This window comes from Pseudophaeobacter sp., from assembly GCF_048267565.1.
GTDB lineage: Bacteria > Pseudomonadota > Alphaproteobacteria > Rhodobacterales > Rhodobacteraceae > Pseudophaeobacter > Pseudophaeobacter profundi.
Genome location: NZ_JBLWXG010000001.1, coordinates 1,332,205 through 1,346,001, shown reverse-complemented (window position 1 = coordinate 1,346,001; position 13,797 = coordinate 1,332,205). Strand labels below are relative to the sequence as shown.

18 protein-coding genes and 1 riboswitch are annotated in these 13,797 nt (G+C 62.8%); of the genes, 4 read left to right on the top strand and 14 right to left on the bottom strand.

What is annotated here, in order from left to right:
- The first annotated feature begins 109 nt into the window (after positions 1–109).
- Complete coding sequence (locus ACN0VH_RS06420) at positions 110–361, top strand: response regulator (RefSeq protein WP_417699962.1); 252 nt, start codon at positions 110–112, stop codon at positions 359–361.
- A gap of 234 nt (positions 362–595) precedes the next feature.
- Here ACN0VH_RS06420 and ACN0VH_RS06415 read toward each other — a convergent pair whose 3' ends face one another.
- The gene (locus tag ACN0VH_RS06415) at positions 596–985 is read right to left on the bottom strand and encodes a DUF983 domain-containing protein (protein WP_417699960.1); all 390 of its coding nucleotides are present in this window, start codon (positions 983–985) and stop codon (positions 596–598) included.
- Positions 986–1,157: 172 nt separating this feature from the next.
- Here ACN0VH_RS06415 and ACN0VH_RS06410 point away from each other — a divergent pair, with 172 nt between their 5' ends.
- Both ACN0VH_RS06410 and ACN0VH_RS06405 read left to right on the top strand, forming a co-directional pair.
- Positions 1,158–2,546, top strand: coding sequence for an aminotransferase-like domain-containing protein (locus ACN0VH_RS06410; RefSeq protein ID WP_417699958.1), 1,389 nt, complete (start codon positions 1,158–1,160; stop codon positions 2,544–2,546).
- 37 nt (positions 2,547–2,583) lie between these two features.
- Positions 2,584–3,450: a DMT family transporter gene (locus ACN0VH_RS06405; RefSeq protein WP_417699956.1), complete on the top strand. Its 867-nt coding sequence runs from the start codon at positions 2,584–2,586 to the stop codon at positions 3,448–3,450.
- 10 nt (positions 3,451–3,460) lie between these two features.
- On the opposite strand, the gene cobF is transcribed toward ACN0VH_RS06405, so the two are convergent.
- The 10 genes from cobF to cbiE all read right to left on the bottom strand — a co-directional run bounded on the left by cobF (position 3,461) and on the right by cbiE (position 10,946).
- Positions 3,461–4,228: a precorrin-6A synthase (deacetylating) gene (cobF, locus tag ACN0VH_RS06400; protein ID WP_417700008.1), complete on the bottom strand. Its 768-nt coding sequence runs from the start codon at positions 4,226–4,228 to the stop codon at positions 3,461–3,463.
- A gap of 182 nt (positions 4,229–4,410) precedes the next feature.
- A complete protein-coding gene (locus ACN0VH_RS06395; RefSeq protein WP_417699955.1) occupies positions 4,411–4,911 on the bottom strand; it encodes a hypothetical protein in 501 nt (166 codons plus the stop codon).
- Between the two features lie 63 nt (positions 4,912–4,974).
- Positions 4,975–5,664: a CbtA family protein gene (locus tag ACN0VH_RS06390; RefSeq protein ID WP_278921247.1), complete on the bottom strand. Its 690-nt coding sequence runs from the start codon at positions 5,662–5,664 to the stop codon at positions 4,975–4,977.
- Positions 5,665–5,668: 4 nt separating this feature from the next.
- Positions 5,669–5,839 carry a CbtB domain-containing protein gene (locus ACN0VH_RS06385; RefSeq protein ID WP_278921246.1) on the bottom strand — a complete coding sequence of 57 codons (171 nt, stop codon included), beginning with the start codon at positions 5,837–5,839 and terminating at the stop codon, positions 5,669–5,671.
- 35 nt (positions 5,840–5,874) lie between these two features.
- Positions 5,875–6,094, bottom strand: a riboswitch (cobalamin riboswitch).
- A 95-nt stretch (positions 6,095–6,189) separates the two neighbouring features.
- Positions 6,190–6,525: a DUF1636 family protein gene (locus ACN0VH_RS06380; protein WP_417699954.1), complete on the bottom strand. Its 336-nt coding sequence runs from the start codon at positions 6,523–6,525 to the stop codon at positions 6,190–6,192.
- 4 nt (positions 6,526–6,529) lie between these two features.
- On the bottom strand, positions 6,530–7,267 hold the full coding sequence (cobA, locus tag ACN0VH_RS06375) for a uroporphyrinogen-III C-methyltransferase (RefSeq protein ID WP_417699953.1): 738 nt from the start codon (positions 7,265–7,267) through the stop codon (positions 6,530–6,532).
- Complete coding sequence (locus ACN0VH_RS06370) at positions 7,264–8,580, bottom strand: cobyrinic acid a,c-diamide synthase CobB (protein WP_417699952.1); 1,317 nt, start codon at positions 8,578–8,580, stop codon at positions 7,264–7,266. The genes cobA and ACN0VH_RS06370 overlap by 4 nt, the downstream gene beginning before the upstream one ends.
- Positions 8,573–9,367, bottom strand: coding sequence for a precorrin-4 C(11)-methyltransferase (cobM, locus tag ACN0VH_RS06365; RefSeq protein ID WP_278921242.1), 795 nt, complete (start codon positions 9,365–9,367; stop codon positions 8,573–8,575). The genes ACN0VH_RS06370 and cobM overlap by 8 nt, the downstream gene beginning before the upstream one ends.
- Positions 9,364–9,741 (bottom strand): cobalamin biosynthesis protein, encoded by a 378-nt coding sequence (locus ACN0VH_RS06360; protein ID WP_417699951.1) that lies wholly within the window; start codon positions 9,739–9,741, stop codon positions 9,364–9,366. Before ACN0VH_RS06360 ends, cobM begins: the two co-directional genes overlap by 4 nt.
- Complete coding sequence (gene cbiE / locus ACN0VH_RS06355; RefSeq protein WP_278921240.1) at positions 9,738–10,946, bottom strand: precorrin-6y C5,15-methyltransferase (decarboxylating) subunit CbiE; 1,209 nt, start codon at positions 10,944–10,946, stop codon at positions 9,738–9,740. The genes ACN0VH_RS06360 and cbiE overlap by 4 nt, the downstream gene beginning before the upstream one ends.
- Here cbiE and ACN0VH_RS06350 point away from each other — a divergent pair.
- Positions 10,945–11,688: a cobalt-precorrin-6A reductase gene (locus ACN0VH_RS06350; protein ID WP_417699950.1), complete on the top strand. Its 744-nt coding sequence runs from the start codon at positions 10,945–10,947 to the stop codon at positions 11,686–11,688. The two genes, cbiE and ACN0VH_RS06350, sit on opposite strands and share 2 nt — an antisense overlap.
- On the opposite strand, the gene cobJ is transcribed toward ACN0VH_RS06350, so the two are convergent.
- The 3 genes from cobJ to ACN0VH_RS06335 are packed head-to-tail and all read right to left on the bottom strand — an operon-like array spanning position 11,670 to position 13,797.
- Positions 11,670–12,431, bottom strand: a complete 762-nt coding sequence (gene cobJ, locus ACN0VH_RS06345) for a precorrin-3B C(17)-methyltransferase (protein ID WP_278921238.1) — start codon at positions 12,429–12,431, stop codon at positions 11,670–11,672. The two genes, ACN0VH_RS06350 and cobJ, sit on opposite strands and share 19 nt — an antisense overlap.
- Positions 12,428–13,165, bottom strand: coding sequence for a precorrin-2 C(20)-methyltransferase (locus ACN0VH_RS06340; protein WP_417699949.1), 738 nt, complete (start codon positions 13,163–13,165; stop codon positions 12,428–12,430). Before ACN0VH_RS06340 ends, cobJ begins: the two co-directional genes overlap by 4 nt.
- A gap of 2 nt (positions 13,166–13,167) precedes the next feature.
- Entirely contained in the window at positions 13,168–13,797 is a 630-nt protein-coding gene (locus tag ACN0VH_RS06335; RefSeq protein ID WP_278921236.1) for a precorrin-8X methylmutase, read from the bottom strand.

Here is a 13,797-nt window from a genome sequence, read left to right as displayed (position 1 = left end):
AAACTGGCCGCGTAGGGCCATCAAACCAACCCCAAGGACTCTCCGCTAGGTGGAGGAAACTTGGGGCTCAGGTCACCAGGATCCCGCTGTCGTATTGGTTGATATCAATATGCCCGAAAAAGACGGCATCGAAGTGATCGAAGGGCTGACTGATATTTCGCGCCCACTGCGATTTCGCTTTATGACCGGGGGCGCAGATGCCCCAATGTTGGCGGCCAAATTGATGGCGCGGGCCAGAAATCTTTCGGTTGGGCGCAATCTCTATAAACCCATTCCAATGGACACGCTGAAACGGGTGTTGGTGGAGGAGTGGGAGGAGCTTTTGCTTTTGCAGGAAAGCCCCAGCCAGCAGGTGCAATAAGCACGCCTGCCAGGTGGTTAGCTCGCTTGATATCCGCAGCAGCGGCCTTACCAGAGTGATCCTGGCTTTCAGGTGGTGGAGGTGGTCGTTGATTGGTCGGCCGGTAACACATGTGTCTGCCGTAGGGGCGGGGCGCAGGTTATCACCATACACGCGGCCACCGGACGGATCGGCCCATACGGCCATGCAGCATGGGATAACGTCACTGGCTTCTGGCTCAAGGGCTGGCTGGCGTCAAAAGCCGTGCATGCGTTTGGCCCATTGATAGGCTATAACCAGTCCCTTCATGCGGGGCAAGAGCGCCAGCGAGGCGCCAATGGTCACCGCAGACATGATCAAGGCCAGGGTCAGCGGATCGGGGCGGTAGGTGATGTAGGTGATGTGCAGCACGAACCCCAGCAGATGGCCCACCAGCAGAATGGTCAGGTAGGCTGGGCCGTCATCGGCGCGGTTGTGGTGCAGCGGTTGACCGCAGTTGCCACAACTGTCTTTTACTTTCAGGTAGCTGTGCAACATCTTGCCTTCGCCACAGTTGGGGCAGCGCAGCCGTAGCCCACGCAGGACAGCAGGTTTCCAGGGGCGTGGTGCTGCTTCTGTCGGGGTGATTTGGGCGGGCGTGGTCATGGCGGCTCTCCTGTGTTGTACGGTTTCTAGGATGTTCGAAAATTGATTGCAATCAATTATGCAATCAATTACCGATCAATTTGACTGCAACGGGTCAACCGCCTGTGCGTGCCTCCGGCATCAAAGAGCGCTGGACAGCCCGCCACGGGAGCGCCTGCCAAGGGAGAGAGTTTTGAAACAATGGCATCCAACCCTGCCGGGTTCTGATCGGCCGCGCTATGTGGAGATTGCCGACGCCATTCGCGCCGATATCCGCGCTGGGGTGCTGCATCCGGGCGACCGCCTGCCGCCACAGCGCGGAGTGGCACAGGAATTGGGTGTTGATTTTTCTACAGTTTCAAGAGGGTACGCCGAATCCGTGCGCCGGGGGGACATTGAAACCTTTGTTGGACGTGGCACCTTTGTGCGCGCACCAGAGGTCGCCACAAAACCGGACGAAGCCCTGCCTCTGCCAGATCCGCGTCGGGTTCTGGAAGAAGATCCGATGATGAATATGCCGCCAGAGCCCAATGATCCGGCGCTGGTCGCCCGGATGGCTGCTGGCGTCTCCGATATTGCCGCCAATCTTGTACCGCTGCTGCGCTATCAATCGGTGCGGGGCAGTGCCGCCGACCGCGACATTGCCCAGGGCTGGATGCAGGCCAATGGGCTGGAATATGCACCGGATCGCTTTGCCATCACACCGGGGACCCACGCCAGCCTTTATGCGATATTGACGCAGCTGAGCGAGCCGGGGCAGGTGCTGCTTTGTGAGACCTTGACCTATCCTGGTATTCGTGCCATCGCGGCCCGTCTGGATCTGCGTCTGGTGGGGGTTGCTTCTGACCAGGATGGGATGTGCCCGCAGGCGCTGGAGCAGGCGATCACCAGCCATTGGCCGGTGGCGCTTTACCTCAATCCGACCTTGCAAAACCCAACGACCCAGACCCTGAGCGAGGGCCGCCGCCGCGAGATTGCCGAGGTGTTGAAACGACATGAGATGCCGCTGATCGAGGATGATGCCTACCGCTTTGTCGCGCGCGATGCACCGCCGCCCCTTGCCCAATCTCTGCCTGATCTGGCCTGGCATGTGGCGGGGATTTCAAAATGCTTTGGCGCCGGGCTACGGCTTGCCTATACTACGGTGCCGCAACGGGCGGATATGGGCGGGTTCTTGCAGGCCCTGCGCAGCATTAATGTGATGGCCTCGCCGCTAAGCCTGGCGCTGTTGGGGCGCTGGATCGAAGATGGTACCGCCGCCGAGATCCAGGCCTTCGTGCGCAGCGCTGCCGCCGAGAGACAGGCGCTGGCGCAGAGCTGTCTGAGCGGCTGCGCCCTGCGCGGCGCACCCGAGGCCTTTAACCTGTGGATTGATCTGCCCGCAGGCACCAGCCGGGCAGAAATCATGGGTCGTATGGCCAATCATCAGATTGGCATTATGCCCAGCGATGCCTTCACCGTCACCGAAACCCCCAGTGAAGCCCTGCGCGTGTGCCTTGGCGGACCCATCGGTCTGCCGCAGTTGCGTCAGGATCTGATGGCTCTGCGCGATGCCATCCTGCGTAAGGATTGGCTGGGATGATGGGTACTGCAATCCTCCCCTCTCTCGGAGAGCGCCGATGACCTCACATATTCCATTCCGGGTTCTGGGGACGGTGGTCCTGGCCATGACCCTGATTGTCACCGGTGATGCCGCTGGCAAGGCCCTGACCATGGCGGGGGCCAGCCCATTTTTCGTGGCCTGGTCGCGTTTTGCCGTGGCGGCGGTGGTGCTTCTCCCCTTTAGCGGCTTGCAAGCGGCAGAGCTGCGCGGGTTTCTTGATTGGCGTATCCTGTTGCGCGGTCTGCTGATCGCCACGGGCATCCTGTGCATTTTGACCGCGCTGCGTACCGAACCGATTGCCAATGTCTTCGGCGGTTTCTTTGTCGGGCCGATTGTGGCCTTTGCGCTGTCGGCACTGGTGCTGAAAGAGCGCGCTGATCCAAGCCGGGTGGCACTGTTGCTGGTCAGTTTTGGCGGTGTGCTTTTGGTGGTCAAGCCGGGGTTCGGCATGCAGGCCGGTATGGGGTTCGCCGTGCTGGCGGGCTGTTTCCATGGGTCTTACCTAGTGGCGACACGCAGCCTTGCAGGGCAGTACCGACCTCGGTTCTTGCTGATATCACAGTTGATTATTGGTGCTGTTGTGCTGCTGCCCTTTACCCTGGGGGCGCTGCCGCAAAGTCTGGGCCCAACGCAGATCGGGCTGGTCTTGATCAGCGCCCTTGGATCGGCGGCGGGGAATTTCCTTTTGGTGCTGGTCAACCGAACAACCCCTGCCAATATCGTGGCGCCACTGATCTACAGTCAGCTGCTGGCTGCCACGGTGCTGGGCGGTGTTGTCTTTGGCACCTGGCCCGATGGGGTGGCGCTCTTGGGGCTCTGCGTGATTATCCTGTCGGGACTGTCATCGCTGTGGCTGGCAGGGCGGCGCCTGGCGCAGCCTTGAACCCGGCGTTTTAAGCGGCGGAGGGCGTGCGGCGTAGCAGGTAGATATCCATGATCCAGCCGTGGTCAGCCCTTGCCCTGGCGCGGGTTTCGCAGATCTGGTCTGCCACCTCGCGCAACCTGCCAGAGATGCTGATCTGGTTTTCCATGCCAGCATAGGCTGACCACCAGATGTCAACGCCAGTGGGGTCGATCTTCTGGAATGAGCAGTCGCCATCCAGCATGATCACCAGGGTATCGGCACTGTCAGGCCAGCCGTTTTCGCGCAGCTGTCGCCCGGTGGTCACCGTAAAGGGTGCGCCAATCTCGTTCAGGGGGATGGCATGTGCGGCGGTCAGCGCCTGGATCGAGGTCACGCCGGGAATGACCTTTAGCGTGATATCCTGCGTGGCCTTCAGGCGCTCGGCGATGCGCATGGTGCTGTCATATAGCGACGGATCCCCCCAGACCAGAAAGCCAACCCTGACCTTGCCACCGGGGCAGTGGTCGCGGATGGTTTTGATCCAGACCTCGGCAATGGCATCGTGCCAGTGATCCACGCGGGCGGTGTAGTCCTGGATCGCGGGGTCGCGCACCGGCAGGGAAAATTCAACAATGCGCGGGCCGGGGGGCTGGATCACCTGGGCGCAGATCTGCTGGCGCAGCCCGGCGAGGTCGTCTTTGCCCGCGCCCTTATGCGGGATCAGGATCAGATCGCAGGCATTGAGCGCGGCGACTGCTTGCAGGGTCAGATGCTGCGGGTTGCCGGTGCCAATGCCAATGAGCGAAAGCTCGATCATGGCCGCCGTACTGTCATTGTTCATCTGTCGGGCTCCTGCCAAAAAGAAACACGGCCCGCTATGGCGCCGTGTTTCAGCATAATCAAGCCCGGATCCGGCGGCATCGCGGGATCGGGCCGCTTTGTATCGACTTCGCGTCAGGTCAGGCGGCAGACCAGGGCTGCAACCGGGGCACCAAGGGGTCAGGGGTTTTCAATGATCACGCTGTCAGCAATCGGATCTGTCTCGATCATCAGCGGGCTGTGGCTATTGGCGTTCAGCGCCACCGTGATTTCGACCTTGCCCTTGGGCAGATCGCCCAGATGCAGCCAGTTGCCATAGAGCCGCGTCAGCTTGCTGCCGTTGATATAGACATGGGCATGGCCTTCGCCGGGACGATCCGCGGTAGAGACGTGCTCGGGCGAGAAGAGGAAATTCTCTGTCGTGACCTGCAGGTTCCAGCCAGACATCGGGTCCTTGTGGACTTTGACTGCGATTTTCGGCGCGCTACTGCCCGCTGTGATCATCAGCGGCTGGCTATGCGCGTGGCCGAGGCTTTCCATCTGGTGCTCTGCGCCGCCGTGCTGCGCCGGGTCGCCGTGGTCGTGACCGGTGAAGGTGATGCCATTGCCGGCAGCGACAACAAAACCGATGCCACAGCCAAAGGTAAGCCCAATGGCAAAGAGTGCGAGGGAACGGGACATTCTTGATCCTTTGAAACAGAAACCTCCGCCGGTGGCGATGCGTCGGCGGAGGTCTTGTTGCGATTACGCTGCGGCGGTACGAGGCGCTTCCGACTGCCAGAAATAACCGGCGAAGGTGCCAAGCAGAACCCAGGCGGCCATGCCAACGCCAAGGGCGCGTGCGGCAAACAGCGCGCCGATCTCGGTTGGAACCGGACCGGTAAAGCTGTCTGGCTCCGGGGCACCAATCAGATGCGGCAGCAGCAACAGCGCCACGGCAATGGCATAAGAGACCAGATTGCCGCCAAAGGCGATGAGCCACATGGCAATGCCAGCAGCAGCCACGGTTGCTGTCCACCAGATCTGGCGGTCAAAAACATCGGCAGCGGCGACGCCGGGCACTTCTGGTGCCAGGGTCAAAGCTGGCGCCAGATGGAAGGTGACAAAACCTGCCAGCCCCCAGAGAATGCCCGCCCGTGCGGTGACAACATGGCCCTTGCTCTCGGCAAGTGACATCAGGGCAACCATGACCAGCGCATAGCCGGTGTAGGTCAACATGGTGAAAATGATGCTCAACCCGTCGCGCATGACGTCAAAGCCGGGCAGCTCCGGATGCGCCGAAACTGCGGCACCGCCAAAATGCACCAGCTCGCCGCTTTCATAAAGCTCGGCATGCAAAAGAACAGGCTGCACAAAAAGAAGCTGCAGCAGAGCGGTTATCAACCCTGCTGCAGCACCAGCGAACAACGCGCTGGTCAAGATACGGTTCATCATCTGCTTAGTGGCAGGGGAAGCCGGTTGCGTGACGGACGTCATGGGCCGCGTCATGCAGGGCAGAGGCCTGTACGTGACCGGTCAGGGTGACAATACCCAGGCCGAGGATCACGGCAAACAGAGCGGGTGCAAAACCAACGCCTGCAGCGGATTTGTTCAGTGTCTTTGTTGTCATCATTATTCTCCACGTCGTCACACCCGACGACAAAAGTTGCATTCCAATACATGGCCGGTCTCCTGACTCGCAGGTCACAGCGGTTTTTCCCCTTCCCGGTGGCCAGATTGGCCCCAGTGGATATGAAAAACCGCTCTCTGCTCACAGTCGCGGGGGCGGTTGAGGGTGTGGCGCCGCGATTTGGTCCGCCATTCCTCATTCCCGTTTCAGCCCTGATGCTTTGCACCGTTGGACACCATGTTCATTTGTTGTGCCCTTTGTCACACCGCCCGGTCAAGTTGGAAACCGTCCTGCATGGGCAAAGATGCGACTTTTCGGCGGGCAGGGTGATTTTGCCCCTGTTGCAGGATCTAGTCCAGATCCGCCGGGATTCGCGCGATGGCCTTCATCCGCAGCGCTCCCAGAGGGCGGGCATCTGCCAGGGTGCCATCTGCGCTTTCGTCAAAGAGCCGCAAAAAGACGACGATATCTGGCAGGTCCGCTGCGGTGATCTCGCCAAAGAGATAGGCCGTCTTGCCGCTTTGCCGTACCGCAAGGGTCTGCGGGCGTGTGCAGCCGGACATGCAGTCCACCTCCTGCACCCGCGCCGCGATCCCGGCCTGTTTCAAGGCCTCTGTCAGGCGAAGGGGCAGGGCCAGATCGGCGCTCCGGCAACTCCGGCAGAGGGTCAGGGTCGGCTGCGGCACCGGCTCAGCCTCTCGGGGTCAGATCGGTATCGGCCAGCGGGCCGTAGAGTATGAGAACCGGCGCAGTGGTTTCCATCGCACGCAGAACCTGTGGCAATTCACCCACCGTATGGCAGCTGAGTTCCTGTTCGGGTGTGGATACCCCCAATGCCACCAGCGCATGGGTTTCAGGTGGCAAACCGGCTTCGACCAGCTTTTCCGCCAGGGCGGCAAAGGTGCGTTTGCCCATATAGACAACCGTGGTGGCATCAGGGTCGGCCAGTGCCGCCATGTTGAGGCTATCTGGCAGGCCACCGGTGACGTCGTGACCGGTGATGAACTGCATACGGCGCGCCGTCAGCCGCCGGGTCAGCGGGATATTGGCCGCCGCCGCCGCCGCCGAAGCGGCCGTTACACCAGGCACGATCTCAAACGCGATACCGGCGGCCCGTAGCGCAGTGATTTCTTCTTCCAGGCGACCAAAAACGCCACTGTCGCCGGATTTCAGCCGCACCACATTCTGTCCGCTTAGGGCGTAGTCCACCAAGAGCTGGCTTACGTGGTCCTGTTTGGGCGAGGGGCGTCCGGCGCGTTTGCCAACACCCACCAGATCGGCCTCGGCGCGGGCATGGGTAAGGATCGGCCCGGCAGACAGATCATCAAACAGCACCGCATCGGCAGCTTCCAGTCTCTTGACCGCCTTCACCGTCAACAGGTCGGGATCGCCCGGCCCGGAAGAGACAAAGCTGACAAAGCCGCTCATGCGCCTTCTCCGGTGATCAGATGGAAAAAGGTGCCGGTGACATGGCCCTTGATGGAGCCGGTCTCCGGCACCGGATTGCCATCGGCGTCCATGACATGGGCCAGTGGGGCGTCGGGTTCATCCAGAATGGTGGAATAGTGGAACTCATGCCCGCGCAGGGCTGCACCTGTTGCAAAGCCCGGCATCGGCGCCTGCAGCTCGGCGCGGCGATAGCCCAAATGGAATTTGCGTTTTTCATAGGAGGTGACCAGCCCCAGCAGACCGGCCATCTGATGGCGATTGCCTTCCTTGTCGATCAGCGCGTTGCCAAGGGCCATGTAGCCCCCACATTCGCCATGCACTGGCTTGGTCTCGGCGTGCTTGCGCAGGCCCGCACGGAAGGTCTCGGCGGCGGCCAGGGTGCCGCCGTGCAGTTCCGGGTAACCGCCGGGCAACCAGACCAGATCGGCGTCTTGGGCCGGGGCCTCATCCGCGAGGGGGGAAAACGGCAGGATTTCAGCGCCAGCGGCGCGCCAGCCGGTCAAAAGATGCGGATAGGTAAAGGAAAAGGCCGCATCCCGTGCCAGCGCGATGCGCTGCGCCGGGGGCTTTGGCAGCCTGTTGGGGGCTGGGGCGGCCGCGCCCATGGCTGCCGATTTGAGCGCCTCAAGATCCACATGTTCGCGCAGGAAAGTGGCATAGCCTGCGATGGCGGCTTCCAGATCGGGATGTTCCACCGCCTGAATCAGGCCCAGGTGGCGTTCGGGCAAGGCGAGATCGCCGCGCCGGGGCAGCGCGCCCAGAACCTTGACGCCTGCGCGCTCCATCCCCAGCCGGGTCAGGCGTTCGTGGCGGGGGCTGGCAACCCGGTTCAGGATTACGCCCGCAAAGGGCACCTCGGGGTCGTAGGATTTAAACCCCAAAGCGGTGGCGGCAGCGGACTGCGCCTGGCCGCCCACGTCAATCACCAGCACCACCGGCCAGCCCATACGCTTGGCGGTTTCGGCAGAAGAGCCAAAGCCGGTCTGCCCACGGGTGGCAACCCCGTCAAACAGCCCCATCGAGCCTTCGCCGATGCAGATTTCAGCCCCTGTTGCCTGTCCGGCAACCGCATCCAGCAGCGGCGCGTCCATCGCCCAGGTATCCAGGTTAAAACTGGGGCGTTTGGCGGCGGCAAAGTGAAAGGCCGGGTCGATGTAGTCGGGGCCGCTTTTGAAGGGCTGAACCGCCAGGCCGTCTTCGGCCAGGGCCCGCAGCAGGCCCAGCATCACCGTGGTCTTGCCGGTGCCAGAGGCCGGGGCGGAGATCATCAAACCTTTGGGGAAATCAGTCATCACCTTCGCTCCAGTTGGCCCATTGGCTGTCGGCGCTTTGTGGCCGGTAGCGGCGGTCGTAATCCTGCGCGTAAAGGCAGCTTTCGTCAAAGCCTTCGTTGCCAAGCGCCGGTCCGACCAGGATCAGCGCGGTGCGTCCACGCATCCCACCCGTCGCCTCTTCCAGGGTGCCAAGCGTCGCCTTGACCACCTTTTGGTCGGGCCAGCTGGCGCGCCAGACCACGGCAACCGGGCACTCGGCGCCATAACTGGGGGTGAGCCGGGCGATCACATCCTCCAGCACATGCACCGAGAGGTGAATGGCCAGGGTCGCACCGGTGCGGGCAAAGTTTTCCAGCGTTTCGCCTTCGGGCATGGCCGATGCCTTGCCGGATGTGCGCGTCAGCACCAACGATTGCGCCACGCCGGGCAGGGTAAGTTCTGCACCCAGGGTGGCGGCGGCGGCGGCGAAGGCCGGCACGCCGGGCGTGATGTCATAGGCGATGTCCAGCGCGCGCAAGCGGCGCAGCTGTTCGCCAAGGGCCGACCAGACCGACAGATCGCCCGAATGCAGCCGCGCGACATCCTGCCCGGCGGCATCGGCGGCCTGAATATGGGCGATGATCTCATCCAGTGACAGGGCGGCGGTGTTGATCACCTTGGCCCCTTTGGGGCAGTGCTGCAGCAGGGCCTCGGGCACCAGCGATCCCGCATAGAGACAGACCGGGCAGGCGGCGATCAGGTCGCGCCCGCGCAGGGTGATAAGATCGGCGGCGCCGGGACCGGCGCCGATGAAGTGAACGGTCATGGCTCAACTCTTTCTGCAATTGCCGCGGTGGCGATACCATCCGCGGTGATAACTCGGGGGGCGATCAGGCGGGACCGGGCCAGGCCTGCGCCTTGGCGGGCGGCCACCAGGGCGCAGGCCTCGGCAACCGAGCCGGTGCCAAATCGGGATTTTATGCGGGGTGAACAGGTGAGGGTCTGTTCGCCGGCGATGTCTTCTTCGCACAGGGCAATCAGCGGCAGCGCCAGTTCCCGGGCTAGCTCTATCAGCGCAGGCTGCGCCGCCTTTGCCGCCAGGCTGGCCAGGGCATCGGGGCGCGCCCCTGTCAGGGCCAGGGCGGCGCGCAGATCGGCCAATGTTGCGGTGCTGCGAAATCCAAATCCAGCGATCTTCATCGGGTGACGCTCCACTGGATGACCGGGCGGGCGCGCTGCCAGTCACGCATGGACCCTAGGGGGCCGGCCTCGGCAATTTCAGCCTTCAGCAGATGGCCGCCCCATTGTGCATGGGCCTGCATCAGCAGGGTTTCGGTCTCCAGCGTGACGCCATTGGCCACCAGTCGGGTGCCGGGTGGCAGGATCTGCCACAGATGATCCAGCAGCGCCTGCGAGCCACCGCCGCCGATAAAGACGCAGTCGGGCAGCGCATGTCCCGTCAGCACTTCGGGGGCTTTGCCCTGGACTGCCACCATGCGGTGGCTCAGGCCAAAACGCGCGGCATTGGCGCGGATGTTTTCCAGCCGCTCGGTACGGGGTTCAAAGCTGATGGCGCGGGCTCCGGCAGCGGCCAGACACCATTCCACCGAGACAGAGCCAGAGCCGCCGCCAATATCCCACAGCAGTTCGCCTCTGCGTGGCGCCAGCGCCGAAAGGGTCAGGGCGCGAATGGGGCGTTTGGTGATCTGGCCATCGCTGGCGAAATGCGCATCGGCCAGCCCCGAAGCCTGCGGCAGCCCGGGCTGAGTTGCCTCGATGGCGACGAGGACCGGAGCCCCCCCTGGCGGCAGATCCCATTCCTTGGCGGTGGCCTGAAACAGGCGTTCCCGGGGGCCTCCCAGCCGTTCCATCACATGTATCCGCGCCGCATCCTGGCCGTTCTCAACCAGCCAGCGGGCCAGTTCAGCCGGGGCCGCGCCGTCGCGCAGGGTGCAAATTGCGCGGGTGCCCCGGCCCAGCAGCGGCAATAGTTGTGCAAAAGGCGCTGCATGCAGCCCGAGGCAAAGCACCTCTTCCAGTTTCCAGCCCAGCCGGTTGGCGGCGAGCGCAAAGCAGGAGGGCACCGGATGAGAAACCCATTCGTGAGGATCAAGGTCGCCCATCAAGGATCCTCCGGCGCCGTGCCAGAAGGGATCACCCGAGGCAAGCACCACCACCGGGCGTCCCCGTTGCGCCAGAACGGGCTGGATGGAAAAGGGCACCGGCCAGGGCTGCCCCTTGACCCCAGCCTGCACCAGATCAAGATGACGTGGCCCGCCAAAGATGGTTTCCGCATCCGCCAGCGCTTTGCGGCTTGCCTCTGACAGGCCGACCAGTCCATCTTCGCCCAGACCAATCACCGTGAGCCAGGGCTGGCCTGCGGTTTGCAAGACAGGATCAGACATGACACGCACCCTTGTTCTGGGCGGCACGACCGAGGCCTCTACGCTGGCGCGCGCCCTGGCCGACAGCGGCGCCGATGCGGTGTTTTCCTATGCCGGGCGCACCGCCAAGCCGGTGCCGCAGCCCTTGCCGATGCGGCTGGGGGGCTTTGGCGGTATTGTCGGCTTGCGGGCCTATCTTCGGGAAAATGACATCAGCCATGTGGTGGATGCCACCCATCCCTTTGCTGCCCAGATGAGCCGCAATGCACTGCAGGCCTGCGCCGAGGCGGGGGTTGCGATCTGCACGTTTGAACGCCCGCCCTGGCAGGCCGAGGCTGGCGATACATGGTGTCATGTGCCAGATATGGCTGGCGCAGTTGCCGCTTTGCCCCAACAGGCCGCGCGGGTGTTTCTGGCCATTGGCAAGCAGAATTTGGCCCCCTTCGCGGCAAAGCCGCAGCATCACTATCTGCTGCGGCTGGTCGATGCACCGGCGGGGGATCTGCAGCTGCCTGACTGCACGGTGGAATTGGCGCGTGGGCCGTTTGATCCGGCGGGCGATCTGGCGCTGCTGAGGCGTCACCGCATCTCTCATATCGTGGCCAAGAACGCAGGTGGCACCGGCGCAGTGGCCAAACTTACTGCTGCGCGTGCGCTGGGTCTGCCGATCATTATGATCGACAGACCCAGGCTGCCAGCCCGGCGCGTGCTGGGCTCTCTGGCAGAGGTTTTGGCCTGGCTGTCTCATGTGTCTGATGCGTAGCGCGGCGTGTAGACATGCGGGCCGACACGGCGGGTGTCCTTGTTGCCGACGATGACCACGGTGCGCATATCCGCCATTTCTGGCCGCGCCTCGTTCAGGGTGACGGTGGTGATTTCCTCTGTCGGTTTGGACACATCGCGGGCAAAGGAAATCAACGTCTCGCCACCGCAGGCCTCGCGCAGGATCTCTAGTGCCCGGCCAAACTGATGTGGCCGTGATTTGGAGCGCGGATTGTAAAACCCCATGGCAAAGCCCGCTTCGCCGGCAAGGCGCAGGCGCTTTTCGATCAGGCCCCAGGGTTTCAGATTGTCGCTGAGGTTGATGGCGGCAAAGTCATGCCCCATCGGTGCGCCGATCCGGGCCGAGGCCGCCAGCATCGCGGTGATGCCCGGCAGCACCTGAATATCGAGATCCAGCCAGTCAGGGCGATTGGCCAGCTCCAGCGCTTCGAACAGGGCCGAGGCCATGGCAAAAACGCCGGGATCGCCAGAGGAAACAACCGCGACACGCTTGCCCTCGGCTGCCATTTCCAGTGCATGGGTCGCGCGCTCCACCTCGACCCGGTTATCTGTGGCATGTAGGGTCAGGCCAGGGCGCTCGGGAATACGTTTCACATAGGGGATATAGCCCACCACATCGGTGGCCTCGGCGATCACCTGCTGGACCTGGGCTGTCACCATGGTCTCGTCGCCGGGGCCAAGGCCGAGGATCTTTACCCAGCCTTTTGTTGCTGCATCTGTCATGGTCTGCGCCCCTGTCCATGCACCAGAACGATCGAAAAATAAGGCACATCGCCGGTGAGCTCGGAGAGTTTTTTCAGGCTTTGGCTTGGCATGGTGCCGCGTTCCACCAGCCAGGCATCCTGCAGTTTATTGGCGCGCTCCAGAGCGCGACGCAGCTTGGGCAGGTTGCGGCCAATCTTCATCACCACCAGCGCGTCGGTTTCCGCAATGCGGCGGGTGAGTTCATCCTCGCTGAGCGTGGCCATTGCCACGGTCAGCACATCATCGCCCCAGGTGATGGGATGGCCGGTGGCTGTCCAGCAGCCGGACATGCCGGTGATGCCGGGAATGATCTCTTGCGCGATACGACCCTGCAACCGGGTATAAAGATGCATGTAAGAGCCGTAAAAGAAGGGATCCCCTTCGCAGAGCACCACCACATCATCGCCGTCGTTCTTTGCAATACCGGCCAGAGTTTCGGCCCATTGATCATAGAAGGCAGCAAGGATGCGATTGTATTCGGGGTCAGAGAAATGGATCTCGGTGGTGACCGGATATTCCATCGCGTGTTCGATCACCCCGGCGGGCAAAAGACCTTCGACCAGGGCGCGGGCCTGACCTTTGCGGCCTTCCTTGCGGAAATAGGCCACATGTTTGGCCCCCTGGATGGCTCGCCAGGATTTGACGCTCATCAGGTCGGGGTCGCCAGGGCCGAGCCCGGCGCAGATCACTTTACCCGGTGTTACTGTTGGCATGGTCACTCTTTCCAGCTGGCAAGCGCATTGACCGCCGCCACGGTGATGGCAGAGCCGCCCAGGCGGCCCTTTACGATCATCGAGGGCACCGGAAGGTCCTGCATCAGGGCGTCTTTTGATTCCATAGCGCCGACAAAGCCAACCGGGCAGCCGATGATGGCGGCGGGGCGCGGGCAGGTGGGATCCTTCAGCATGTTGAGCAGGTGAAACAGGGCGGTGGGGGCATTGCCGATGGCGACGACGGCGCCGTCAAGATGTGGGCGCCACAGCTCCAACGCCGCGGCTGAGCGGGTATTGCCCATCTCTTTGGCCATCTGGGGCACACGTTCATCGCGCAGGGTGCAGATAACCGGGTTATTGGCGGCAAGTCGGGGGCGGGTGATGCCCTCGCTGACCATATAGGCATCACAGAGGATCGGCGCACCACCAGCCAGCGCGGCGCGGGCGGTTTGTGCCATCCCAGGGGAAAAACGCACATGTTCTTCCAGGCCAATCATACCGGCGGCATGGATCATGCGAACGGTGACGCTTTCCTCATCCTTGTTGAACCGGGCCAGATCTGCCTCGGCGCGGATGGTGGCAAAGCTCTCGGCATAGATGGCGGCGCCGTTGGTTTCATAGGTGTGGAGCAT

Excerpts from the sequence above, each read along its gene's own strand:
- cobJ (WP_278921238.1), bottom strand. The coding sequence starts at position 12,431 with ATGACAGATGCAGCAACAAAAGGCTGGGTAAAGATCCTCGGCCTTGGC.
- ACN0VH_RS06405 (WP_417699956.1), top strand. The coding sequence starts at position 2,584 with ATGACCTCACATATTCCATTCCGGGTTCTGGGGACGGTGGTCCTGGCC.
- ACN0VH_RS06415 (WP_417699960.1), bottom strand. The coding sequence starts at position 985 with ATGACCACGCCCGCCCAAATCACCCCGACAGAAGCAGCACCACGCCCC.
- ACN0VH_RS06390 (WP_278921247.1), bottom strand. The coding sequence starts at position 5,664 with ATGATGAACCGTATCTTGACCAGCGCGTTGTTCGCTGGTGCTGCAGCA.
- ACN0VH_RS06395 (WP_417699955.1), bottom strand. The coding sequence starts at position 4,911 with ATGTCCCGTTCCCTCGCACTCTTTGCCATTGGGCTTACCTTTGGCTGT.
- ACN0VH_RS06370 (WP_417699952.1), bottom strand. The coding sequence starts at position 8,580 with ATGACTGATTTCCCCAAAGGTTTGATGATCTCCGCCCCGGCCTCTGGC.
- cobF (WP_417700008.1), bottom strand. The coding sequence starts at position 4,228 with ATGATCGAGCTTTCGCTCATTGGCATTGGCACCGGCAACCCGCAGCAT.
- ACN0VH_RS06340 (WP_417699949.1), bottom strand. The coding sequence starts at position 13,165 with ATGCCAACAGTAACACCGGGTAAAGTGATCTGCGCCGGGCTCGGCCCT.
- ACN0VH_RS06335 (WP_278921236.1), bottom strand. The coding sequence starts at position 13,797 with ATGCTCCACACCTATGAAACCAACGGCGCCGCCATCTATGCCGAGAGC.
- ACN0VH_RS06385 (WP_278921246.1), bottom strand. The coding sequence starts at position 5,839 with ATGACAACAAAGACACTGAACAAATCCGCTGCAGGCGTTGGTTTTGCA.
- cobA (WP_417699953.1), bottom strand. The coding sequence starts at position 7,267 with ATGAGCGGCTTTGTCAGCTTTGTCTCTTCCGGGCCGGGCGATCCCGAC.
- cobM (WP_278921242.1), bottom strand. The coding sequence starts at position 9,367 with ATGACCGTTCACTTCATCGGCGCCGGTCCCGGCGCCGCCGATCTTATC.
- ACN0VH_RS06350 (WP_417699950.1), top strand. The coding sequence starts at position 10,945 with ATGACACGCACCCTTGTTCTGGGCGGCACGACCGAGGCCTCTACGCTG.
- ACN0VH_RS06420 (WP_417699962.1), top strand. The coding sequence starts at position 110 with ATGCCCGAAAAAGACGGCATCGAAGTGATCGAAGGGCTGACTGATATT.
- ACN0VH_RS06360 (WP_417699951.1), bottom strand. The coding sequence starts at position 9,741 with ATGAAGATCGCTGGATTTGGATTTCGCAGCACCGCAACATTGGCCGAT.
- cbiE (WP_278921240.1), bottom strand. The coding sequence starts at position 10,946 with ATGTCTGATCCTGTCTTGCAAACCGCAGGCCAGCCCTGGCTCACGGTG.